The following is a 21271-nucleotide window of genomic DNA, read 5'->3' on the forward strand; positions in this document are numbered from 1 at the left end:
GCGCCAGGGTTCCCGCGCGCGATGCCCTGGATCATGCCGTCACGGCGACGGGCGCGCAGCAGTGGAAGACCGTCGACGTCGTTGGGCACAGGTGCCGGCCACAGACGCGTCAGCCACAACCAAGTGGCGACCGAAGGGTCGCCGGAAGCCCGGCTTCCGGAGCGGCGTCGATGCTGTGTGCCAGCTGCTCGCCGACCAGACCGATCAGCTGGCCTCGGCTGTCGTGTCGAGGCTGTATCCCTCGTACCAGCGGGGGATCGCGGACGGGGATGGGCGACATACCCAGAGAAGGAGCGACTTCGGCAAGGGACCGGTAGTTGCCTCGGCGCCCCGGGGCCCGCCGCAGCCGGTAGTCCTGCACCGCGGTGTACGAGCCGTCGGCGAGGTGAGGCGCCTGGAGTGCGTGGCACAACAGGCTGGTGAACGCGCGGTACACCGAGCGGCGTACCCGGGCCCACTGCTCCGGGTCGCTGCCGATCACGCGCATCAGGGCGTGCCAGCGGTCGGCGTACGGTCCGGTGGGGGCCGGCCACCCGGCGCCGCCGGGCGTGAGCCTGGCCCCGTCCTCGTCTTCGTCCTCGGTCCAGTTACGCAGCTCGGACCCGAGCCGGTCCAGGTCCAGGTCGCCGATCGCGGCGCCGGTCCATCCCATCGCGATCCGGAGGGACTCCGCGATCGCGGCCACCAGGTGGTCGCGGGCTTGCGGATCGTCTCCGAGCAGGAAGGCGCGGTCGGCCAGCACCGGGGGGTCTTGGTCCTGGTGCCAGCGGACGACTGCTTCTGCCCATGGCCATGCGTCGCTGTAGGGGGCGCTTCCGCCATGAGTGGCCCGGTACTGGTCGGCGAATTGGGGCAGTACGGCATACGGGTCAAAAGCCATGGCTGCAGTCTGTCTCATCGGACGATGTCGCAAGCGCGGAATGTCGCTGAGTCGCCGAACTCCTACGTGTCAGGCTGCCGTTGACGCAGAGACAGATGCCACGCCCTCGCTGCCTTGGTAGGCGAGCGGGTCCTTGACCGCGACCGGCGCTGTGATGCCGAGGGTGGGCGCGGTGTCGGCAAGGGCGACGTAGTCGATGTTGTAAGTGTGCAAGCGGTGGTCGGCGGCGCCTTTGCGCTGCGGGTCTTTGGCCGTGTGGAACAGCAGCCCGTGCAGCACGTCGTTCGCGCCTGCGGCCAGCCGCTCCGCTCGTTCGGGGTTGCTGGGCGGGAATGCCGCCCGCCACTGGTCGGCGTACGGGCCGGTGGGCCCGGGCCAGCCGGATGTTCCCGGTGCCAGATAGTTCCTGCCGCGGACCCAGTACCAGACTCCCTGGAGGGTGTTGTCGAGGGGCAGGTCCCCTGGAGTCCGGTCGTGGCGGGTCATGTTCAGGCGCAGGGTCTCGGCGATGGCGGCGGGAACGTGCTTGATGTCGTCGTCATCGAGCGGTCGGCGCTTTTCAGGCTCAGCCCGAGGTGCTGCTCGTTCGCTCGGGACCAGGCCAGCACCGCCTCTGCCCACGGCCGGCGGTCGGTGTACGGATGGTCGGCCGGTTCTGGCAACGTACCGCTCGGTGTGCGTCTACACCCACCCCTGGGTGATGAACATTCCCGTCGCGCCTCCTGGAACGGTCATGGTCATTCCGTCTTCGCCGGAGGCTTCCGCCAACTCCGGTGTGCGGTTGGGGTGATGCCGGCGGGAGCGTACGCGGGGACCGCGCAGCAGGCTCACCGTCAGCGGGCTCTGCCGGCTGGCCGTGGGTGGTCAGGTACTGGCACAGTGAGGCCGAGGAGCCGGACACGGTGAGAGGAGCGGGCTGACGTGGCTTGGCTACGCCGAAAGAAGCGGGTGAATGCCGGCATGGGCGAGCCCGCGCAGCAGGTCGCGGCTCGCGCAGCACAGCTCGCGCTCGCCGACTTGGCCCCGCTGGTATGGGCGTACAGTGACAGGGAGTACGGCCTGGAGCTGATCGTTGGGGAGGCCGTCGAGCACAGCGGCGAGGTGTACCAGGTCGTCGAGGATCTGTTCACCGCGCTCGGACCCGAGCATCCCTTGCACACGGCTGCCATCGCGGCAGGGGAGGCGGCTGCGGGTCTTTCCCTGCTCCGTGAGAGCTGGGTGGGCTTCTGCGCCCAGCATGCTCCGCCCGGGCGGGACGAGCCGACGGCGGCGACGGACCGGGTATGGCCCAATCCCTCGGTACTGTCCGCCTGGCCGCGGTATGAGGTGGCCTGTGCCAGGACGCGGCGGGCCCTCGTGGCGCTGACCGAGCTCAAGGCCCAACTGACCCAGTACACCGGGCACGACGTCCCCGCGGCGTGGTGTGCCGCGTGAGCACCTCATGAACGCGGCGGGTTTGGCATCGCCGCCTCCCGCGCGACGTTCAGGGACGGACGGGCGTCCTGCGGGCGTAGAGGGTTGCGATCGGGCGGACGTGACGATGGATCACCCACGCGGCTGGGGGCGGTGAGCGTGCTCCGCCAGGAGCAGGGCGCAGACGCTCCCGGCTTCGGTAATGGTGCCGGCACGGACTGCCTCAACGGCATCCTGGAACGTCCGCCAGTGCAGCGTCATCCCGGCCTCGGTGTCGTCTCGGTGCAACGTGCCGGGCCGCAGGTCGGTGGCGAGGAAGAGGTGCGTGCGCGCGGCTGTGGCCGAGGGCAGCGGATCGATGACGGTCAGCGGGCGGAGTGCGTCGGCGACAAGGCCCGTCTCTTCTTCCAACTCCCGTGCTGCCGCGGCGAGCGGATCCTGGCCGCCGCAGCCGCCACCGGGCAGGTGAAGGAGGCGCCGCTCCTGAAGGCAGAAGTCGTCCTCGACGAGAACGACATGGTCCTGCTCGTCGAGCGCCACGATCCGGACCGCGTCGTCGACGCTCACGTACTCGTACGCGCCGGTACTGCCGTCGGGCCGTATGACTGCATCGCTGAAGAGGGACAGGAAGGGACCCTCGTGGAGGAGTTTGGTCGATGTCCGTGTCCAACCCATGATCGCCCAGACCTCCTGCAATCCTCTGTCGCCCTGTGTCGGGGCCGGTACCAGGCCCTCGGGAACCCTGCCGTGCACCCACGCTAAGGGCTCCGTACGTGTCTGGCGGTCGTGAACCGTCCTTGCTGCGGGCCGAGTTGAGCGGTCGCGGAATCCACTCTGCCGCTGTTGGGAGGGTCGGCGCGAACACGGCCTGAGCCAGAGCTGGTTGTCGTGGAGCTGCCCACCGGTCCTTGACACGGGCTGGCCGCCCTGCGGTTGTCGGACTGCTCGCTCGGACCGCTGTCTGCGCTGTTGGTCAGGCCGCCATGGTCGCGTTGTCCTCCACCGCGAGGTGGCTGAGTTGCCCGGCCGCCATCTCGATGGCCAGGCAGTCCCAGTAGCCGCCCTTCTGGGTGCCGGTGGTTTCCAGGAGGACTCGCATACCTGCGGTAATGTCCTCGGGGATGCACGCCCACTCCGGCGCGTCCTTGGGCATGCTCACCGGCCGGCGGGTGATCTCTTCCCGGGAGGTTCGGTTGCGGCGGACCCGTTCGCTGCGCATGACCGACTCCACGGAGGTGTAGACGGCCCGGGTCCGGGATGGTTGTTCCTGGACGCGGTCCAGGAGCAACCGCAGCCCGAAGATCAAGGCCAGGCAGATGTCGTTGACCGTCATGCCGGGGTCCCGGAAAGTGTCCAGGAGGCCGGGATCGCCCTCGGCGGGGCCTGCGTGGTGCGCCCAGGCCACCGTGTGGTACCAGCGGCAGTGCTGCTTTTCGGGAGCCTCGCGCCCGGACCGCTCCGGCAGGTCGCGGGGGAACCGCGGCCCGGGGTGCGGGTTGACCCATCCGCACAGGCATCCGGCTGTGAGTGAGGATGCATCGTCGCGGAACAGTGCGACGTCGATTTCGACGTCGTCGTCAAAGACCTCGGGGGCCTGGCCGGGCTGTGCCCGGATCAGCCTGAAGGCGTGCACCTTAGGTGTGTCCATCGGGGCCTCCGCAAGCGTGACGTCAGTACAGCGGGCAGATCAACTGCCGCCAGAGCGCGAGGAGATGATCTGTGCAGAGCCTTGCCGCTCGCCGTGTCCGGCGTCAAGGCGGCGCTGCAGATGCCTGACGCCGTCGGCGCCCTCCGAGCGCGTGCGATCGGTTGTTTTTGGTCTGCCGGCGTAGAAAGTGCGCCTGCCGGGTGCGGGATTTGCTGGTCAACCTGTCGAGGTGGCCGTCGAATCGCTACCGTGCTGCCATGGGATCGCATCTGCGCACAGCGGTGGAAAAGGTTTCGGCGGTCGGCCGGGACGAGCCCGGATGGGATGCCGCTGTGGCCCGGGCTGTGCGGCTCATCGAGCCGCAGTGGCTGAGGAAGGGGTGGGAGTACAGGCGCCATCTCGCCCTGCAGACCCTCGCCCTGATCCTGTTTGCGCTCGACCGAGATGAGCAGCTTGATGATCCGGCGACGCTCACCGCCCTCACGCCGTATGTGCACACGCCGCGTTTTGAGGCTTTCGGCGTCGACTGCCTGCGCACGGCGGACGCGGTGTCCGCCACGCGCGCGCTGTTCGCCGAACGCCTCCCCGATGACGGCGGACCACTCAGCCACCTGGCCACCTCCCTGACGACACCCCAGGAGGTATTGGTGACGATGGACCTGCCGTCGATGGAGACACCCGACTTCCGCGCGCCGCTGGCACCGCTCTGGAGTGGCTCGACCACGCGCTCCAGGCAGGGGCACAGACTGCCTAGACGAGGAGAACCCGCAGGAACAGGCGCACAGCGCCAGGCGGGTCAGCGCCATTCGGTGGGATCGCGCGGTTCGTGTACGGAGGAGATGGACGCGTCGGCCGGGGTGATGGTGAGACGGTAGGTGTCGCAGAGCACGGTGGCGTCGATGCGGCCCGGTGGACGGGCCTGCAGCAGACCGAGGGGAAGACCCTCCGGGAAGCCGGTCTGATGGTCGGCCCACCACCTGATCCAGCCGTAGATCACCGACGGGTACAGGCCTACCGGCCCTGGTTCGTCGCTGCGGATCGTGACCGTATAGCCAGCCGGCTCCCACACCGCGGGCGGCTGGACGCGCACCCACACCAGCGCCGAACGACTGCTCGTCACCGCGGCCACGACCAGGGCACCGGGAAGCGACCGCACCCTATCTTGCAGCTCCTCCCGTGCGGCCTGCCAGCTGGCGTGCTCGCGGACATCGGCCACGACCACGGACGCGCTCTGGACAACCGGATCGGGAACGATCAGTGACCGGCCGGCCGGTGCCAGCAGATGCCATGTCCCCTCCGACTTCGGCGGATGCTCTCCTGCCGACGGGTGCCAGTCCACACGGACCCGCACAACCGAGTCCGGCCCGGTATCCGCCTGCGTTTCCACATACCCAGCAGCCACAACCTCGTCCGTCGGCACGTCGATCACACCGGGCCCCTCTCCCTTGCTGCCACGGGTCACCCGCCCGGCTCGGCGGATGTACTTTTCCTATCCTCCCCGCACGGCGCAAGTCCAGTGACTCCACGGTGATTTACTCATCCCCGGCACCCAAGAGAGGGGCGCCTGCGGCCCTCTGCTCGTCCTCCGTGACGAGCCGCGGTCTTCGCCTCCTCGGCAGGGGATGACGCCGCCCCCACGCAGACTCTGTGTAAGTTGCCTGCCGGGGCCGTAGTCCATGAAGCGGCCAATGAGGTCCGCGCGTCGGCTGGTGCCTTGCGTCTACAGGCACCGTGGCAGCTGCCGTCGATCGCCGGTACGGTTTGGGAATGGCTGATATTGCGGACCGCGTGGCCGCGTTGGACCTCGGATTCGGCGCGTTGCCCCGGCCGTCGGGGGTGGGCCTGGACGAGGTCTGGGATGTGGTCGTCGGGGTGATCCGGCTACAGGTCGCCCCGGACTGCGGCTGCGAGTTCAGCGACTGCACCACATCCGGCGGCCGTTACGAGGCGGTGGCGTGTCCTCAGTGCGGCAACAGCGCCGAACTCCACCTGCGTGGGCTCTGGAGCGGCCCGGCCATGGTTCTGTGTCCGTGCGGCCACTCCTGGCGCCTGGGCGCCGAGAACCCGGCATGGGCAGCGGTCGGAGGCCCGTCTCATGCAGACAGCCATCACCGCTGCCGTACGGGCACATGGCGTACCCGCTAAGCCGTAGCCACCACGGCGAGGGGCGACGGCGACCGCATTGCCGTTCGGGGAAGTTACGGCAGGACGAGGAGCACGAGCGCGGCGACCGCGAAGGCGATGGACATCTGGGCCGAGCGCATCGTGATGAAGTGACGATCGCGGTACGCGGCGTTGACCTGATCGCGGTGGGCCACCCCGGATTCGGCGAATGCCCGCATCCGCTCGCGGTGGATACGAGCGCGACGCCGGGTGGAGACCATGGTGTAGATCATCAGCGCGAAGCTGGTCACAGAGCACGCCAGGGACAGTGCGATCATCGTGCGCCGTCCAGGGGCAGTCGGTGACCGGTCATCATCTGCACGAACTGCTGGTGCGTCTCATGGGTCTGGATACGCAGTCCCGTCGTCGCCCTGCGCCCCTGCCGCTTCTCGTACAGGGACAGCGACCGCTTCAGCGGCTCTCGCCACTGCTTGGCCTCGATCAGGTCCGCGCATGGCGGGCACGCGTACCAGGGCGTGTCATTGAGGCCCGTGGAGGAGAACACTTCTCCTGGCCGGAGTCCTTCCGTCACGCCGATCCGTGTCTCCACGGGGATGACCTGGTAGGACCAGATGGCTTCGATCTCCGGATCGCAGAAGTCGCACCGGTGGAAGACTTCGCCCCAGACCGGCTCGACCTCATGTCCGGCCGTTGCCTCGCCCTCCGCGTGCCGGAACACCTGCTTGACCGCATGGCCGCCGGTCAGCGTCCCGGCGTACGCCCGATGCCCGCACCTGCCGCACGTCAGGCGCCTGTCGTCACGGGGCTGCGTCGTCGTCTTGTCATCCACGGCTGTTGACGATAGCGCCGCCGGAACGGCACGTGCTCGGTGGCCTGGCTGGATGGCCCCGCGGTCGTCAGCCGTCTTCACCCAGCCCCGCCCGAGCCGCCGCGCCACTGGGTGAGGATCACCCAGCGCGGCGGCCGATGGCCCCGCGCAGACCAGGCAGCCGCGGGCACTGGCCGCAGTGCGGGGTCAGGACTCGTCGCCGAACACGGGGGCCAGGCGTACTGCTTGGCATCGGTACTGCTCGCCGAGGAGGACGGCGGCCGTCATCACGCCGCGTTCCCAGGAGGTACCGGACCGCTGGGCGAGGAGGTCACGGCGCCCGCCGTGGCGACTGCCGGCCAAGGTGGCGACGTCGACGACCCTCTCTTGAATTTCCCCACCGCCAATCGGCTCGGTTCCCCAGACCTGCTCTTGTTCCCCACCCCCGCTATCCGGCGATCGTGGCGAGGTTCGCGCGGACCCGGACCGCGCACGGGTGCTCCTCGCCCAGGACCCGGCCGCACGTCGCGGCCAGCTCACCGATCAGCTCGCGCGCCTCGGGCGTCCGGCCTTGGGAGTGCAGGATCAGGGCGAGGTCGGCGAGGTCGGCGCGGGCGCGCAGGGTGTAGGGGTGTGCGGCGCCCTGGTGCTGTTGCCGTGCGGCGATCACCGCCCGGGCCTCCGTCTCCGCCTCCTCCCACCGGCCCAGGGCGTGCAGGGTCTCGCTCAGGAGGTGGTGGATGGCCCAGATGTCGCCGTGCCTGGTGCCGAGCGCGGTGTCGATGTCGCGCGCGGTCTGGCGGACGAGCGGCTCGGCCTCGGCGGGCTGGGTGTGCAAGAGGACCCAGGCCAGGGTGAGGCGGGCGCCGAGGGTGCTCTCGTGCTCGGTGCCCAGCAGCCGGGCGGCGCGCTCGGCGGCGTCACGGGACAGGGCGAGCGCCTCGCTCCAGCGTCCCTGTTCGCCCAGGTTGTCGGCGAGCCGGGCGAGCGTGGTGAGGGTGGCCGGGTCGTTCGGGCCAATGAGACGTTCCTGCCCGCCAAGCGCGCGGCGCAGATGGATCTCACCGGCCTCGTAGTCGGCGAGGTTGTACAGCGGGAGCGCGTAGGCCGTGCGCAGTGCGAGAGTGTGCGCGTCTTCGGCTTGCCGGACGGCGAGCGGGCCGTCCAGCAGCTGGGCGTACAGGTGGGCGGAGGTGGCGAAGTCCCTTCGCAGAAGGCTTGTTCGGCTTGCGGTATGCCGTCGTCCAGGGTGGGTGTGGTCATGTCGTGAGTCCTCTCTCGGGTCAGATGCGGTGGGAGGGGCCTTGTCCGTGAGATGCGGGCAGGCCGGGTGCCGGTGTCGTGGGGCGGGGGCCGCCCAGGGGGATGGCGGCGAGCGGGGTCCACTCCATCTCCCACCGGGTGCCGCCCCCGGGTACGGGGCGTTCACTCCAGGTCACGTCGAGGAGATGAAGGTGGGAGACGGTCATGCGGGCGTGGCTGGGACTGATGGTGCGCAGCGTGCTCTGGAGCGGGTCGGAGTCGCTGTCGTCCCAGGCGTAGCCGACCTGTGCGTGCATCCGGCCGCCGTCGTGCGCGAGCGCCGCAGAGTCGTGCACCTCCCACAGCGCGGCGCGCGCCACGTTCTGGACTCGCCGGAGGTGTTCGTCGGGGTAGGTGTCGAGCAGAACCCCGGCCTTGTTCACGATGGGCGATCCGCACCACACGGTGCCCGGTTCCACCTCGGCCAGACGCCGCGTCAGGACGTTAACGAGGCGCTCCCGCTGGGCCGGTGTGATCTGCTCGGCCCTCGCCCAGGCGTCCATCTCGACGGTGATGTGGATCAGGTCGTCGGGCACGGGCCAGACCGGGTACGGCTCCATCGCCTGCCGGCAGGCAGCGGCCAGGGTGAACAGGCCGGTGTCCACCAAAGGGACGGGAGTTGCGTACAGGTGCAGCACGGACGTCCCCGACACCCACGGACGCCCCTGGAACCGGGGCTCGAACCGCTTCACGACGCCCTCCCGGAACCGGAAGCGGCTGCTATGCCCGGTGTCACGGCACTGAGTAGAGGGCTGCGGGTGCCGCGGCCACGTTTGTGGCGCAGGACGCCCCTGGCCGCGAGGAGGCCCCCGGTCCAGCCGGCGGTGAGAACGACGTCCTCCTGTCCGGCCGCCCGGAAGTCGGGAGCGGGGAGCCGGTGTCCGCCGGCCGGCAGGAGAGGGCTCGCCCCGGGAACGGAGGTGCTGGTGGACTGTGCCCGGCGTCCTCTCGGAGAGTACGGTTTCGCCGTCATGATGCGGATTCCTTCCGTCCGAGACGGATCTCGTGGACGCGATCGAAGCTGTACCTGCTGCGTACGGGGTCCTGGCGTTCCATCACGAGCCAGAGGGAGGCGACGGTCGCCGTGACGCGGCTGCCCGGCCGCAGACCGCGGCCGAGTTCGGAGGCAAGACGGTCCGCCTGCCCGGCCAGGACGCGGGTGTCGGTATTCGTGAGCCCGTAGCCTCCGCTCATATGTCCCCAAAAAAAGGGTTCGGCGGATGGCAGGGTGAGCCCGGCGGCGAGCAGGCCGGCCCGTACACGGAGATAGCACTCGTGTAGGCCGGCCTCCGGCCACATATCTGCCACAGCGGCGGAGCCCGAAGCGCGCGGCGGGCCGATCTCCACGTCGATCGGTGCCATGGAAGAAAGCTCGCGCTGGAGTACCGGGGCAGCAGTGTGGAGCCGCTGCTTGTCTACGCGCCGTCCGTCGCCGTCGAGGGTCTCGATCTTCTGGACCGTCATGTGTTCGCCGCCCGCGGCGACCGGAGCGATCACGTCGGGATAGCGGGCGAGGATCTCGCGCATGCGGGCGAAGTACTCCAGCACCTGGGGCTGACCGTGCGGCAGCCACAGCACGTGCGGCCGGACCCGGTCCTCCTCGGGCCCGTCCTCCGGTGCCCACAGCCGCCTCTCGCTCATGAACCGCCTCATCGGCCGCGCTCCGTCGCAGCAATTCCGGCCGGGGCGAGGGTGGTCCAGACGATCCGGTGGTCGGAGCCGGCCAGCGCGGCCTCGCTGTCCATCACGCCGTACGCCGTCAAGGCGGGGGCGACCGGGCGGGATACGAGGATCAGGTCGATGCGGCGCTCGCCCCAGGGATCGGGGTCTCCCTGTCCGTCCGGCCAGTGTCCGACCGTCGCCTGCCACGGGGCGCCCAGGTGGGCCGCGGCGTCGACCATGTAGCCGTCGCGCAGCAGCATTTCGGTCTGACGCCGGTCGGCGAGCTGCTCGCCGCCGATGCTGCCGTCCTGTACCTGGTATTCGAGATCGTCGTGGCGCTGGGCCGCGTAAGCCTCGGCGTCGTAGTAGCGGAGTGTCCCGTCCGGGCCGGGTACGCGGGCGGCGGACAGGGCGTTGAAGTCGCCGACGACGATGCTGGGCTTCACGCCTCCGGTGCGGCGCAGGATCATCTTGATGCGCCGGGCTTCTTCAGTGCGCCAAACGGGGCTGCCGGGGTGCCCGTGGTACGAGACCACGGTGAGGGGTTCGACGGCCCCGATGTCGAAGCCGGCCGTGGTCAGCCCGTGCCAGAAGTCCGGGGCGCCCAGGGGCCGATAGCTGCCGGGCACGTGGGCCCCGGAGGCGGGGTTCCACAACACGGCCGTGTACCAACTGCGGTGGGTGTTGGCGGCCATGGCCGTGCCGTGCGGACGCGCCGGGGTGGCGGGGACGGTAGCGGTCAGTCCGCAGTCCTCGGCGAACCCGGTGATCGTCTGGGCCGCGACGGCATCCCACTGGGCGGGCGGCGTGGCATCCTCGTCGACCACGATCTCCTGGAGGCCGAGGAAGTCGGGGGCGAGTTCTCGGACGGCCGTGACACGGGCATTCCAGGCGGCACTGCCGCGTGCGTCGAGGCCGAGCTTGTAGGCGTTGTAGTTGCCGATCTTTAGGGTCATGTGGTGTCTCCGCAGGGTCGGCGGGAATGCTGTCGCGTGCGTCAGTCGCAGGTGTCCTGGGCTGGGGCTTCGTAGCGGGTGAAGTGGGCGGGCAGGTGGTCGAGGACGCACAGGCCGAGCTGCATGGCCCTCCACGTCGCAAACAGGACCCACCCAGTGCAATCAGCCCCTCACCCAGCGGTACCCGAGCCGGGCGGCAGCAAGACCGTTCCGGTTTCGTCCTGGTAGGCCGCCTCCAACAGTCGATGGAAGCGGCGACCGCGGCTGTCACTTGCGGCGTGGGCTCGCCTTTCTCGCACGCGGATCCACCACTCCCGGCCCTCGGGTGTGGCGAACAGGGCGCCCGCTGCGTCGTGTACCCCGTCGGCCGACAGGGCGCCGACGCGATACAGCGCCTCCCAAGCAGAGACCCATGCGTTGCGATGCATGTGAAGGCGGCGCTCGCGGGGGTCGAGCGGCGTCAGGCTGCCCCAGATCTCGCGAAGTCCGGGACGCTCGACCTGAGCAGCGAGCAGCCGCTGGTGTATCCGTGCGCTCTCCAGGACGGTCCAGTCGCGGTGCCGGCGCTCGCTGAGAACGACGTGGGCAATGCCCGTGGCCGCGATGGTGAGCAAGGTGGCGGTCATTACACGGTTGCTGCGCATGGGAAATCACTTCCTTCTCTGACGTCGGCCAGGTACAGACGTTGGTGCGAGCGCGTTGTGAAGCCCCAACAGGTGTTGGGAAGCCAAGGGTCCGGTGAAGGCGAGTCGATAGAGCCGCGCAAATGCGGCGGTGTAGCGGGAGGTCTGTTCGCGGTGTTCAAGGACAACCGGCTTGGGAGTGACAGGGAGGACGACCCGGTGGCTGTCGATGATCACGAAGGGTTCCATGGGGAGTTCCTCCGGCGTACGGCCCGCGTGCAGGGGAATCAGCGACACCGAGAGGTTCGTCGCCTGGCGGAGAAGTCCCAGCAGGTGGCTGATCTGGGCGCGCATGACGTCGTGCCCGCCGACTTGGTGGTGGAGCACCGATTCCTCAAGCACGAACGCGACGGGTACGCCGTTCGGAAGAACGGCTTCGTCGTGACCGCATTCCCGGGCAAGCGGATACGAGCGAACGGCCTCCCGATATCCGTAGATCTGCAAGGGCCCCGGCACAAGAGTGGAGGCGTAAATCCGGATACGCCGTGCCCCATGCCATGGCACTCCCCAGATGGTGGGCCTGCTCGGGCCTGACGCGTGCCTTGCCCCGCCCGCGTTCCGGTGTTCGCCGCTTCGCGTGATCAGTGCCATCGCGGCCGTCGTCCGTCAAGGCCGGACAGGTCGGGCGTCCGCTTCTCTCGTACGACGTCGTCTCTGTTCATCTGTTGAGCCTTCTGGCTGGTGTCGGATCGTTCAGAACAAGGCGGGCTGGTTTGGGGACGCGTCCTCGTCGGAGCCAACCTGAGCGGGAACGCGGCCAGTGCGCTCGTTTTGCAGGTCCCACAGTTCGCGGAACAACCCGTCGTGCTGGGCCAGCAACTCCTCTGGGGTGCCGTGTTGGATCACACGCCCCTTGTCCAAGACAACGATGCGGTCTGCGACGGTCACATTGGTGAGCCGGTGGGTGACCAGGACGACCGCACGGTCAGCGGCGAGACGGCGTAGTCCGGTGAAGATGCGGTGTTCGGCCCGCGGGTCGAGGGCTGCGGTCGGTTCGTCCAGGACGAGCAGTCCGGCTGGCCGGTGGAAGGCTCGGGCGAGTGCGATTCTCTGCCACTGTCCGCCGGACAGTTCCTGTCCTCCCCACCATTCCTTGGCCAGCAGGGTGTTCAGCCCGCTGCGCAGTCCGTCGATGACCTCGTCGGCGCCCGCGGCATGCGCCGCGGCGAGCACTGCGGCGTCCCCGTCCTCGGTGGCCTGGCCGAGGGTGATGTTCTCCCTCGCCGACAGGGGCCAGTTCGCGTAGGACTGCGGTACGACGGCAACACGCGCCCAGGTGGCTTGCGCGTCCAAGTCCCTGGTGTCGGTACCGTCCCAGGTGACAGCTCCTCCCTGATCGGGCAGATACAGAGCCGAAAGGATCTTGCTGAGGGTGGTCTTCCCAGAGCCGTTCTCGCCCACCAGTGCGACGACTTCGCCGCGCCGGACCTCCAGGGAGACGTCGTCGAGGGCTGGGCGGTCGGCGCTCGGGTACTGGAAGGTGATGTTCTCGGCGCGTACGAGCGTGGGCGCGGCCGGCGCCCTGGGGCCGCGGTCGATGCGGTGTCCGCCGGCTTCGTCGATGAAGTCCGCCCAGTCGTCCAAGTACATGCCGGTACGGAAGAGTTGGGCTCCGTAGCCGACGATCCCGTCCAGTCCTGCGCTGACGCGTCCCAGCGCGAGGAACGCGGTGCCGAGGGCGGCGACCGAGATCTGCCCGGCGGACACCAACAGCGCCAAGGCCACCCACACCACGGCGTGGGCGAGACCTCCGGCGGCCCCACCCACCAGGGAGATCCTGGCGGAGCGCCAGGTGGCCTGGTCGGTCGTCGCGTCGATCCGCGCTCCGGCCGTGCGGTACTTGTCGAGCAGGAACGGCGCCATGGTGCCTGAGCGGACCTGGTCGGCGGTCTGCTTGTCGACCAGGTACCAGCGCAGCATGCCCAGTAGCCGCCTGTCCTTCGACGTGGCGAGCGAGGCGATGTAGCTGAGGCGTGCTCCTCGCACGCTGGCCAGACCCTTCGGCAGGGCGGCCAGGACAAGCAACGGCAGGAGGATGGGATGCACCGCGGTCAGGACGAGCGCCGAGGCGACCAGCGACGCCGATGCGGCGAGGATGTACTGGGCTTGGGTGAGAAGGTCCCTAGAGACCTCTACACCTCGGTCGGCGGCGTCCCAGCGGTCGTTGTATCCGGGGTTGTCGTACGCGGCCAGTTCCGCCTTGGTCGCCGCGTCGAGGAGCTCAAGTTCGGCTTCCCGGGCAATGCGCGGAGCGAGCCGGGCCGACAGCGCGCTGGAGACGATGCCGAGCAGGGCACGCAGACCAATTGCCCCCGACAGGACCACAAGAGACGGTACGGCGGAGCGGAGCTGGTCGCCGCTGATGTGCTGGGAGGCGACCAGCGGCTTGATCACACCGGTGGTGGCCATCAGCCCGAACGCCTCCAGCACCCCCGAGAGGAGTTGGACGCCGAGGAGGGTGATGACCGCGGCGCGGTCGACCTGCCAGCCCAGTGCGAAGGATCGGCCGATCAGTTGGGGCAGGCGCCTGGCCATCGCGCGGGAGGTGATCGCGTTGGCGGCCTCGATACGGCGGTCGCCTGGGATGACGAACTTCAGCTCCTCATCCGACACGTCCGTCTCACCAGTCGGCGCGGTTGTGGCAGCGGGCTTCGGGATGGTGGTCATCAGCTCCAGCTCTCCGCCGACACGCAGCACCTGGCCCGGATGCCGTCGATGCTGATCACTGTTTGATACGCCAAGGTGTCCCCCTGTATGCCGTGTGAGGTTGAGGCTGTCGCTCAACCCCCTTGGAATGTCGTGCAGTTGCGGGCCGCCTGTTGATCACGAGGGGCCTCCGTTCACCGCAAGGGCGGTGAGCTCGTCTTCGAGGTCCTCGAGGTCGCCGAGCACGCGGCGGATGGCGATCTGCCGCTCGTTCCAGTGCCGCTTCAGATCCAGCTCCGCGTCTGGAGGCAGGATGTACTCGGCGGTGGTGGCGCCGTAGAAGCTGAACAGCATGTACAGCAGCGCGATCCGGGCGCAGGCTCGCACCTCCTGGATCGGGAGGCTGGGGTGCTCCGACCGGTAGGCCCTGACCATGGCCAGGGCGCAGTCCGTCCAGTTGGCGCTGGTGGCGACGGTGCGCGGATCGAATGCTGCTCGCCCCAGTTCCCAGGCCGGCATCGCGGTGGCGCAGCGGAAGTCGATGATTCCGGTGACGGCATTGAAGAGGGTGATCAGGTTGGTGCGGGTGAGATCCGCGTGCAGGGCCTGTTCCACCAGTGTCTCGGGCAGTTGTTCCCGCAGCGCCGTCGAGTGGGCGCGTAAGTCCGTCCGCCGACGGTCGAGGTCTGCTCGCAGTTGGTCAAGTAGGTCATGGCCTTGTCGTGTGGCTCTGGCCGTCACGGTGTCGCACTTCGCTACCGCGTCGCCGACGGACTCCGTCCGCCAGCGGGTCTGCTGCACGCGCTTGGGCAGCGGGTACGCGGCGAGCACACGGTGCATGCGCCCCATGACGACGCCGATGCTTTCGGCGAGGGATACCGTCATAGCCGACGTGGTCACCCGGCCGGGGGCCTCGTCTACGACAGCCCATGCACTGCCTTCCGCGATGGTGACCAGGTTGTCGTCGGCATCGGGCCACACGCGTGGAACGGGGAGTTTCGCGGCCCGGCAGTATTCCGACATGTCCCACGCGTTGCGTGCCTCGTCCAGGTCGGCCATGGCCGGGTACTGCTTGACGAACAGCCGCAGCCCGTCGTCGGTCAGGACTCGCCAGTTGATCGTGTCTGTGTCCATGTGCACCGGCTCGACAACGTCGACGACGAGCCCGTATCGGTCCTCCAGCACGTCAGCCGCCAGCTGCGCACCCCGCTCTGCTTCGTCCATCTGGATATCACCGGCCTTCGTGTGCGTGGGGGCGGCGGGCAGTGAGGACGGTGAACGCGTTGTCCTCCGTGAGCACTCCGCTGTCGGCGAAGGGGGTGAGGGCGTTGGCGACGACCACCTCGAAGGCGTCACGGCGGTCGCCGAACAGATGCGGGGCCGCGAATGACGCCGAGTACAGGTAGCCCAGCACCTGGGAGATGGTCCACTGGCGGCGGACGGGCACGACGGCGGAGGTGACGTGCGAGAAGGAAGAGGCACGAAGTACCTCCTCATACGGCGGTCCCTGCGTGCTGAAGACCCCGTCGCCGGCCTTGCGTTGCTCGCCGAGGAAGTCCTGGACGACCTCGCGGGCGGCCTGCTGCCACGCAGTGCCGGCGGTCCACAGACTCCGGTCGCTGAACACCGCGACCACGCCGTCCGGTGCCAGGTACTCACTGAGGCGGTCAAGGAAGCGGGGTTGGTTCAGCCAGTGGAAGACACGGCCGCAGGTGACGAGATGCGGCTGCCATCCCTCCGGTGGCAGAAAGTCCTCCGCCAGCGCATGCCGAAGCTGCAGCCTCTGGGCATCGACCGCGACCAGATCGTCGAAGTACTGCCGGAGGGCGTGGACAACGAGTCCCGGGCCGCTGCCGATGTCCAGAAGACGGCGCGGACTGCTGGTGGGCGCAGCCCGGTCGAGAAGGACGGCGAGAGCGACAGGGACACCCGGACGGAAGCGTCGGTAGTAAGCGGGAGTTCCGGCGAATGCGTTCACGAACGCCAGCCACCCCACACGCGCTTGCCGTTCTCCAGGCGCAGGTTCTCCAACATGGTGTGCGCTTCGTCGACCAATCCGATGTCACGACGCTGGATCCCCCAGGACAGCGAGTCCAGAGCGTCCAGCGCCGCGTACACCCGGCACGCGACCTCTTCCTCCTCGGTCAGGTGACGGCCGTACCCGTGGTGGAAGGCAGCGGCGAGGTCGGGCTGGTGATGCAGGATCCGGTAACGCAGACGGCTCATGTCCCGGTAGACGGCGGGGCGGAGTTCGGCTCGTTCGAAGTCGATCACCCGCAGCAGTTGCTCGCTCTCCTCCCACATCCAGTTCTTGGGCATGTAGTCGCCGTGGCTGGCCACCCGCGGCAGGTGCGGCGGAGCGTGCTGGGTGAGCGAGCGCACCAGCGCGATGTCGTGTTCCGGCACATACATCGCGGTGCGGTCCAGGAGATCGCTGGCTGCTCGTCCCCACTCCTCCTCGGTTGATTCCGATGTCGGCCCGTCGCCTGCCGCAGCGTGATGCCGGGCGAGCAGTTCACCAGCCTGCTCGTACGCCTTGCGTTCCTGCTCGGCAGGCAGACGCAGTCGGTCGAGGCCGCGCCCGGAGACGGCAGTGACCAGGATGGTGCGCGCTTCCCCGTCCGCTGCGACCAGTTCCGGTGCACGGCCCGTACCGAGGGCGATCGTCCACTTCCGGTATGCGTCGACCTCGCGTTGGTGCAGCTTGGGCCCCACATGCTGCTTGGCGAACCACCGTTCGCCCCCAGCGCCGTTGATCTCCCACACGGACGGCCGGAAATCTCCGGGCCGGGCGTGTTCGGCAACCACGGCGTACGTGTCGGTCACCGACCCCACCAAATGGTGGAGTGCGCTGGGCATGTCAGTCACGGTGGTGCGTCCTTCCATTCGCTGAACCATCCAGTCAGACCACAAGTTGTAATCAGTCGGACACTTTGGGTGGTGTTTGTGTGCGGGTGGGTAGCTTGGCAAGAGCCACTGACAACGCGCTCTGGCCTGGTCATCTGCGCGCTATGGCGAGGCGTCTGCGCCTGATGGGCTCAGGCGCGTGCAAGCCACCGATGCCGCTCGCCGTCGGTGACCACACGCTGGTCATGGTCGAGTTCCAGTTGGGCGAGCCGGGCGTAGTGCTCGACCACATCCGTGCCGAAGGCTGCTTCCGCGAAGGCGCTGTTCTGGAAGGCGGCCAGGGCGTGGGCGAGGGTGGGCGGCACGGGCGTGCCGCCCACCCTGTAGGCGTTCCCGGTCTCCGCGGGGCTGAGTGCGAGCTTCTGTTCGATGCCGTGGTCGATGGCCGCCAGAGCCGCAGCCAGGGCGAGGTACGGGTTGGCGTCTGCGCCCGGCATGCGGATCTCAAGGTTGAGGCCGTCGCCGTGGCCGACAACGCGGATGGCGCACGTGCGGTTGTCGTGGCCCCAACTGAACGTGGTCGGCGCGCACGCGCTGGGCGTGAATCGCTTGTAGGAGTTGACGTTCGGCGCGTACAGCGGCCCCAGATCCGGCAAGCCGTCGAGGAGGCCCGCGACGGCGTACCGGCCGATCTGGGACAGTCCGCCGGTGGGTTCGTGCAGTTGGCTGATGCCCTTCGACCACAGCGACACGTGCAGGTGCAGGCCGTTGGCCCGGCCGGTCTCCGGGGCTGCCATGAAGGTGGGTGCCAGACCCGCTCGTGACCCCAGGGCGCGTACCGCGTGTTTGAAGAGGGGGTGCCGGTCGCAGGCGGTGAGCGCGGGCCCGTACGGGAAGGTCACCTCGACCTGGCCGGGGCCGGCCTCGGTCTTGATCGCTTCCACGGGCATTCCGGCGCCGGCGAGCGCACGCTGAAGACGACGGAGGAAACGGGCGGATACCGGATCGTGGTCGAGGGCGTAGTCCAGGTTCTCCATCGTCAATGGACGCAGGCCCTGAAATCCGGTCTGTTCCGCGTCTGCGTACGTGCCCTTGTAGAGGACGAACTCGGTTTCGATCCCGGCCTTGGCGTGCAGGCCGTGCCGGGCCAGCCGGGTCAGCTGCGCATGGAGGACCTGGCGGGGTGCGATGTCGATGGGTGTTCCGTCCTGGTGCACGGCGTCGCCGAGCACGATGGCGGTGCGCGGCAGCCACGGCACCACGCGCAGGGTCGACAGGGCTGGTTGCACGGACAGGTCCTGGTAGCCGGTATCCCATGAGGTCAGCGCGAAGCCTTCCACCGGGCTCATTTCGATGTCGGTGGCCAGGATGTACGCGCATGCCTCGGCGCCGTGATGTGCGACCCGCTTGATGAAGTGGTCAGCGTCATACCGCTTCCCCTTCAATCGTCCCTGCAGGTCGGGGACGGCCAGCAGGACCGTGTCTATCGCGCCCGCCTTGACGAGGTTCCGCAGGTCTGTGAGCGAGAAGGCCTTTTCGGAGTTGCCGCCCGAAGCGGGAGTGGACTCCGTGGCGAGGCGCGCCATGGTCCCGTTGCCGGTCGCGGCCCCCGTCATCAGACGACCTCGTCTTCGTACGTGCTCGCCGAGCTGTCGGAATTCTGGACCGGCACCTCGTACGAGCGTCGCCCCTTGAAACGCCACGAGATCCAGGCCAGAGCCAGAACCGACACCAGCGCGATCGACGCGTAGTTGAACGTGTCGACGGACACCAGCTCACCGCCCTCCGGTCGGGTCTGCGGCAGGCAGAAGAGCACGGTCACGAAGCCGACCCAGCCCACCGCTGTCCAGCCGATCGGCGTGCTCCACTTGCCCAGGTGCCAAGGGCCGCGCACGAATCGCTTGCCGGCGCGCAACCGCAGGTAGACCGGGATGGCGTAGGCGGGGGTGATCCCGATGACGTTGATTGAGGTGATCGCGGTGTAGGCGGTGGTGGAGTACAGCGAGGGCAGGGCGAGGACGAAGGGAACGGCGACGGAGAGCCAGACGGCCGGGACGGGGGTCTTCGTGCGGGGACTCAGGCGCCGCCAGGTGTTGGAGAAGGGCAGGGCGCCGTCCCGCGAGAACGCGAACACCATCCTCGACGCAGCCGCGAGTCCTGCGTTCGCGCAGAACAACTGCGCCACGATGACGACCAGCAGCAGGGCCTTGGCGGCGGTGGGTCCGAGCGCGTCGATGAAGATCTGGGCCGGGGGGACGCCGGTCGCGCTGCCCACGGTGCCGGCGTAGTCCTGGATCGCGAAGAGCATCCCGGCGAGCAGCACGAAGCCGACGATCCACGACCAGAAGATCGAGCGGACGATGCCACGGGCGGCACTGACCTGTGCGTGCACCGTCTCCTCCGACAGGTGCGCGGAGGCGTCGTAGCCGCTGAAGGTGTACTGGGCCAACAGCAGGCCCAGCAGCCCGACATAGAGCGGGTTGCTCCAGCCGGTGTGGTTGCTGAACTCGCCGAACACGAAGCCGGGCGGCTGGTGGTGGGAGGGTACGAGGGCGAGCGCGCCGACGATCACCGCGACACCGGTGACGTGCCACCACACGCTGATCGAGTTCAGGATGCTGACCAGGCGTACGCCGAAGAGGTTGAGCGTGGCGAGCAGCAGCAGGATGACCGCGAAGATACCCAGAGTCTTCTCCGGGGTGGGGGTGAAACCCCACTGCAAGTTGAGCCACGCGCCGGTGAACAGAGCGATCCCGTAGCAGCCGCCGGCCATCCCGCCCAGCAAACCGAGCAGGTTGAGCCAGCCGGTGGTGTAGCCCCAGCGGGGGCCACCGAGCTTGCTGGCCATGAAGTACAGGGCACCGCTGACGGGGTAGGCGGACGTGACCTCGGCGAGCGCGGCACCGACGGCCAGCACCATCAGCCCGACCACGGCCCAGCCCCACATCATGACGGCCGGCCCGCCAGTGACGAGCCCGAATCCGAAGAGCGTCATGCAGCCCGACAGGACCGAGATGATCGAAAAGGACAGCGCGAAATTCCCGAACGGGCCCATGCGCCGGGTCAGGGCGGGCTCGTAGCCGAGCTCTCGAAGATAGGCGTCATCGGACTTCCGATGTGCGGCGTGGCGGGTGGGATCTGAGTGGGGCACTGAACTACCTCCAGGGGATCAAGGGGCGGAAATTCTGACGGGAGCATGCCAAATGCTGGCTAATCGGCACTCAATGACGATCACGGGTACGGACCGGCACGGGGCCGGTGAGCGCGGGCGTAGGAAAGCGACTCCGCGCGTGCTCGAAGAAGCAGTGCCTCGCCGGGATCTGCCGTTGCTGCGCCGTCGTGCACCGACGTCCAGGGCTCGCGCGCCGCATAGGGCCCCATCGCCTCGAAGACCTCGGCTGCCTCCAGGTACCGGTGGCCCGCCCATAACGCGTAGGCGAGATGGTTGAGGTCGGCCACCGACCACAGCCCAGGAGGCGCCTTCTGGAACCAGTCGTGGAAGGCATTCAGCGTGTAGTTGAGCGCAGGTTCCTCCGCCCACTGTCGCCGCCACAGCGGATCAACACGGGCCCGGCGCTGCTCGATCAGCGCGTACACCGGCAGAAGCAGCAGTGGCGATCCGACGGGCCGCTGCCCCGCCACCGCCCAGCTGAAGTCGACGACCGCGGCCAGGGAGGCGGCTCGCGGGGCATCGAGAGCGAGCATGAACTGCAGCACGCGATGGTAGGCCTCGCGGTTGTACGGATCACGCTGGTTGACCTCGTAGAGCAGTCCCCACGGACCACTCGGCAGCATCGGTTCGGCGGACATCAGGCGGTGTTCACACCGCAGTTGGCGTGTGTCGATCTGCGCCAACGCCATCAGACACACCCACGGCACGGGATCGTGCGGCGCGCGACGAGCCGCCAGCAAGGCATCACGTCGCGCCTTGATCTCGAACTCGAAGGTCTGCGGATGCCGTTGGCGGTGTGCGCGCAACGCCCTCTCGACAGCGACGCGGACACTCATGAGTTGCGCGTCGTAGCTGCCCGGCTCTTCGTCGAGCCAGACGCTGACCACATCCGACCGCGCGGCTGCCACTGCCAGCAACTGAGTGCGCGACGTTCGCTGAGCCCAATGCCCGTCTGTCTTCGCCAGCAGATCCCGGGCCGTTTTCCAACGCCCCGCCTCCAGTTCGACCAGGGCCACGCGCAGGTCGTCGTCATGGCCGGCCGGGTGATACACGAGACGCATCAGAGTCCCTCGCCACGGACAACGCGACGCCGACGAGCGAGATCGGGACCGCTCTTCGTATGCGTGCGG

The 21271-nt window shown here is 68.7% G+C and carries 24 protein-coding genes; 3 read left to right on the forward strand and 21 right to left on the reverse strand.

Annotated elements, in window-relative coordinates; translation table 11 throughout:
• Positions 1-109: 109 nt before the first annotated feature.
• Together M2271_RS10670 and M2271_RS10675 are read right to left on the reverse strand one after the other, a co-directional pair.
• Positions 110-880, reverse strand: a complete 771-nt coding sequence (locus tag M2271_RS10670; protein WP_280886886.1) for a hypothetical protein — start codon at positions 878-880, stop codon at positions 110-112.
• Between the two features lie 69 nt (positions 881-949).
• Positions 950-1366, reverse strand: a complete 417-nt coding sequence (locus M2271_RS10675) for a hypothetical protein (RefSeq protein ID WP_280886887.1) — start codon at positions 1364-1366, stop codon at positions 950-952.
• Between the two features lie 435 nt (positions 1367-1801).
• On the opposite strand from M2271_RS10675, the gene M2271_RS10680 reads away from it, so the two are divergent.
• Entirely contained in the window at positions 1802-2314 is a 513-nt protein-coding gene (locus M2271_RS10680; RefSeq protein WP_280886888.1) for a hypothetical protein, read from the forward strand.
• A gap of 111 nt (positions 2315-2425) precedes the next feature.
• On the opposite strand, the gene M2271_RS10685 is transcribed toward M2271_RS10680, so the two are convergent.
• Together M2271_RS10685 and M2271_RS10690 are read right to left on the reverse strand one after the other, a co-directional pair.
• A complete protein-coding gene (locus tag M2271_RS10685; protein WP_280886889.1) occupies positions 2426-2968 on the reverse strand; it encodes an NUDIX hydrolase in 543 nt (180 codons plus the stop codon).
• 298 nt (positions 2969-3266) lie between these two features.
• Positions 3267-3941: a hypothetical protein gene (locus tag M2271_RS10690; protein ID WP_280886890.1), complete on the reverse strand. Its 675-nt coding sequence runs from the start codon at positions 3939-3941 to the stop codon at positions 3267-3269.
• 209 nt (positions 3942-4150) lie between these two features.
• On the opposite strand from M2271_RS10690, the gene M2271_RS10695 reads away from it, so the two are divergent.
• Positions 4151-4816 (forward strand): hypothetical protein, encoded by a 666-nt coding sequence (locus tag M2271_RS10695; protein WP_280886891.1) that lies wholly within the window; start codon positions 4151-4153, stop codon positions 4814-4816.
• Here M2271_RS10695 and M2271_RS10700 read toward each other — a convergent pair.
• Positions 4738-5370, reverse strand: coding sequence for a hypothetical protein (locus M2271_RS10700; RefSeq protein WP_280886892.1), 633 nt, complete (start codon positions 5368-5370; stop codon positions 4738-4740). The genes M2271_RS10695 and M2271_RS10700 overlap by 79 nt on opposite strands.
• A 338-nt stretch (positions 5371-5708) precedes the next feature.
• On the opposite strand from M2271_RS10700, the gene M2271_RS10705 reads away from it, so the two are divergent.
• Positions 5709-6086 carry a hypothetical protein gene (locus M2271_RS10705; RefSeq protein ID WP_280886893.1) on the forward strand — a complete coding sequence of 126 codons (378 nt, stop codon included), beginning with the start codon at positions 5709-5711 and terminating at the stop codon, positions 6084-6086.
• A 53-nt stretch (positions 6087-6139) separates the two neighbouring features.
• On the opposite strand, the gene M2271_RS10710 is transcribed toward M2271_RS10705, so the two are convergent.
• From M2271_RS10710 to M2271_RS10785, 16 genes are all read right to left on the reverse strand, one after another.
• Positions 6140-6382: a hypothetical protein gene (locus tag M2271_RS10710; protein ID WP_280886894.1), complete on the reverse strand. Its 243-nt coding sequence runs from the start codon at positions 6380-6382 to the stop codon at positions 6140-6142.
• Entirely contained in the window at positions 6379-6894 is a 516-nt protein-coding gene (locus M2271_RS10715; RefSeq protein WP_280886895.1) for a hypothetical protein, read from the reverse strand. Before M2271_RS10715 ends, M2271_RS10710 begins: the two co-directional genes overlap by 4 nt.
• Positions 6895-7080: 186 nt before the next feature.
• Complete coding sequence (locus M2271_RS10720) at positions 7081-7236, reverse strand: hypothetical protein (protein WP_280886896.1); 156 nt, start codon at positions 7234-7236, stop codon at positions 7081-7083.
• Between the two features lie 85 nt (positions 7237-7321).
• Positions 7322-8086 (reverse strand): tetratricopeptide repeat protein, encoded by a 765-nt coding sequence (locus M2271_RS10725; protein ID WP_280887034.1) that lies wholly within the window; start codon positions 8084-8086, stop codon positions 7322-7324.
• A 70-nt stretch (positions 8087-8156) separates the two neighbouring features.
• Complete coding sequence (locus M2271_RS10730; RefSeq protein WP_280886897.1) at positions 8157-8867, reverse strand: hypothetical protein; 711 nt, start codon at positions 8865-8867, stop codon at positions 8157-8159.
• Positions 8868-9144: 277 nt separating this feature from the next.
• Complete coding sequence (locus tag M2271_RS10735; RefSeq protein WP_280886898.1) at positions 9145-9816, reverse strand: hypothetical protein; 672 nt, start codon at positions 9814-9816, stop codon at positions 9145-9147.
• A gap of 8 nt (positions 9817-9824) precedes the next feature.
• Positions 9825-10793, reverse strand: coding sequence for an endonuclease/exonuclease/phosphatase family protein (locus tag M2271_RS10740; protein ID WP_280886899.1), 969 nt, complete (start codon positions 10791-10793; stop codon positions 9825-9827).
• Between the two features lie 170 nt (positions 10794-10963).
• Positions 10964-11437 carry a DUF6082 family protein gene (locus tag M2271_RS10745; RefSeq protein ID WP_280886900.1) on the reverse strand — a complete coding sequence of 158 codons (474 nt, stop codon included), beginning with the start codon at positions 11435-11437 and terminating at the stop codon, positions 10964-10966.
• Between the two features lie 6 nt (positions 11438-11443).
• Positions 11444-12067 (reverse strand): Scr1 family TA system antitoxin-like transcriptional regulator, encoded by a 624-nt coding sequence (locus tag M2271_RS10750; RefSeq protein WP_280886901.1) that lies wholly within the window; start codon positions 12065-12067, stop codon positions 11444-11446.
• Between the two features lie 102 nt (positions 12068-12169).
• On the reverse strand, positions 12170-14143 hold the full coding sequence (locus M2271_RS10755; RefSeq protein WP_280886902.1) for an ABC transporter ATP-binding protein: 1974 nt from the start codon (positions 14141-14143) through the stop codon (positions 12170-12172).
• A gap of 156 nt (positions 14144-14299) precedes the next feature.
• Complete coding sequence (locus M2271_RS10760; protein ID WP_280886903.1) at positions 14300-15346, reverse strand: phosphotransferase; 1047 nt, start codon at positions 15344-15346, stop codon at positions 14300-14302.
• 7 nt (positions 15347-15353) lie between these two features.
• Complete coding sequence (locus tag M2271_RS10765; RefSeq protein WP_280886904.1) at positions 15354-16100, reverse strand: methyltransferase domain-containing protein; 747 nt, start codon at positions 16098-16100, stop codon at positions 15354-15356.
• A complete protein-coding gene (locus M2271_RS10770; protein WP_280886905.1) occupies positions 16097-16981 on the reverse strand; it encodes an aminoglycoside phosphotransferase family protein in 885 nt (294 codons plus the stop codon). Before M2271_RS10770 ends, M2271_RS10765 begins: the two co-directional genes overlap by 4 nt.
• Before the next feature lie 179 nt (positions 16982-17160).
• Positions 17161-18585: a glutamine synthetase family protein gene (locus M2271_RS10775; RefSeq protein WP_280886906.1), complete on the reverse strand. Its 1425-nt coding sequence runs from the start codon at positions 18583-18585 to the stop codon at positions 17161-17163.
• Entirely contained in the window at positions 18585-20024 is a 1440-nt protein-coding gene (locus M2271_RS10780; RefSeq protein WP_280887035.1) for an amino acid permease, read from the reverse strand. Before M2271_RS10780 ends, M2271_RS10775 begins: the two co-directional genes overlap by 1 nt.
• Before the next feature lie 176 nt (positions 20025-20200).
• A complete protein-coding gene (locus M2271_RS10785) occupies positions 20201-21202 on the reverse strand; it encodes a hypothetical protein (RefSeq protein WP_280887036.1) in 1002 nt (333 codons plus the stop codon).
• Positions 21203-21271: the final 69 nt, after the last annotated feature.

Source organism: Streptomyces sp. LBL, from assembly GCF_029893585.1.
In the GTDB taxonomy this organism is placed as follows: Bacteria; Actinomycetota; Actinomycetes; order Streptomycetales; family Streptomycetaceae; genus Streptomyces.

Coding starts and splice junctions, on each gene's coding strand:
- M2271_RS10675 (WP_280886887.1), bottom strand. CDS start 1,366: ATGACCCGCCACGACCGGACTCCAGGGGACCTGCCCCTCGACAACACC.
- M2271_RS10755 (WP_280886902.1), bottom strand. CDS start 14,143: ATGACCACCATCCCGAAGCCCGCTGCCACAACCGCGCCGACTGGTGAG.
- M2271_RS10760 (WP_280886903.1), bottom strand. CDS start 15,346: ATGGACGAAGCAGAGCGGGGTGCGCAGCTGGCGGCTGACGTGCTGGAG.
- M2271_RS10775 (WP_280886906.1), bottom strand. CDS start 18,585: ATGACGGGGGCCGCGACCGGCAACGGGACCATGGCGCGCCTCGCCACG.
- M2271_RS10780 (WP_280887035.1), bottom strand. CDS start 20,024: ATGGGCCCGTTCGGGAATTTCGCGCTGTCCTTTTCGATCATCTCGGTC.
- M2271_RS10750 (WP_280886901.1), bottom strand. CDS start 12,067: ATGGCACTGATCACGCGAAGCGGCGAACACCGGAACGCGGGCGGGGCA.
- M2271_RS10670 (WP_280886886.1), bottom strand. CDS start 880: ATGGCTTTTGACCCGTATGCCGTACTGCCCCAATTCGCCGACCAGTAC.
- M2271_RS10785 (WP_280887036.1), bottom strand. CDS start 21,202: ATGCGTCTCGTGTATCACCCGGCCGGCCATGACGACGACCTGCGCGTG.
- M2271_RS10745 (WP_280886900.1), bottom strand. CDS start 11,437: ATGCGCAGCAACCGTGTAATGACCGCCACCTTGCTCACCATCGCGGCC.
- M2271_RS10685 (WP_280886889.1), bottom strand. CDS start 2,968: ATGGGTTGGACACGGACATCGACCAAACTCCTCCACGAGGGTCCCTTC.
- M2271_RS10740 (WP_280886899.1), bottom strand. CDS start 10,793: ATGACCCTAAAGATCGGCAACTACAACGCCTACAAGCTCGGCCTCGAC.
- M2271_RS10735 (WP_280886898.1), bottom strand. CDS start 9,816: ATGAGCGAGAGGCGGCTGTGGGCACCGGAGGACGGGCCCGAGGAGGAC.
- M2271_RS10770 (WP_280886905.1), bottom strand. CDS start 16,981: ATGCCCAGCGCACTCCACCATTTGGTGGGGTCGGTGACCGACACGTAC.
- M2271_RS10710 (WP_280886894.1), bottom strand. CDS start 6,382: ATGATCGCACTGTCCCTGGCGTGCTCTGTGACCAGCTTCGCGCTGATG.
- M2271_RS10690 (WP_280886890.1), bottom strand. CDS start 3,941: ATGGACACACCTAAGGTGCACGCCTTCAGGCTGATCCGGGCACAGCCC.
- M2271_RS10705 (WP_280886893.1), top strand. CDS start 5,709: ATGGCTGATATTGCGGACCGCGTGGCCGCGTTGGACCTCGGATTCGGC.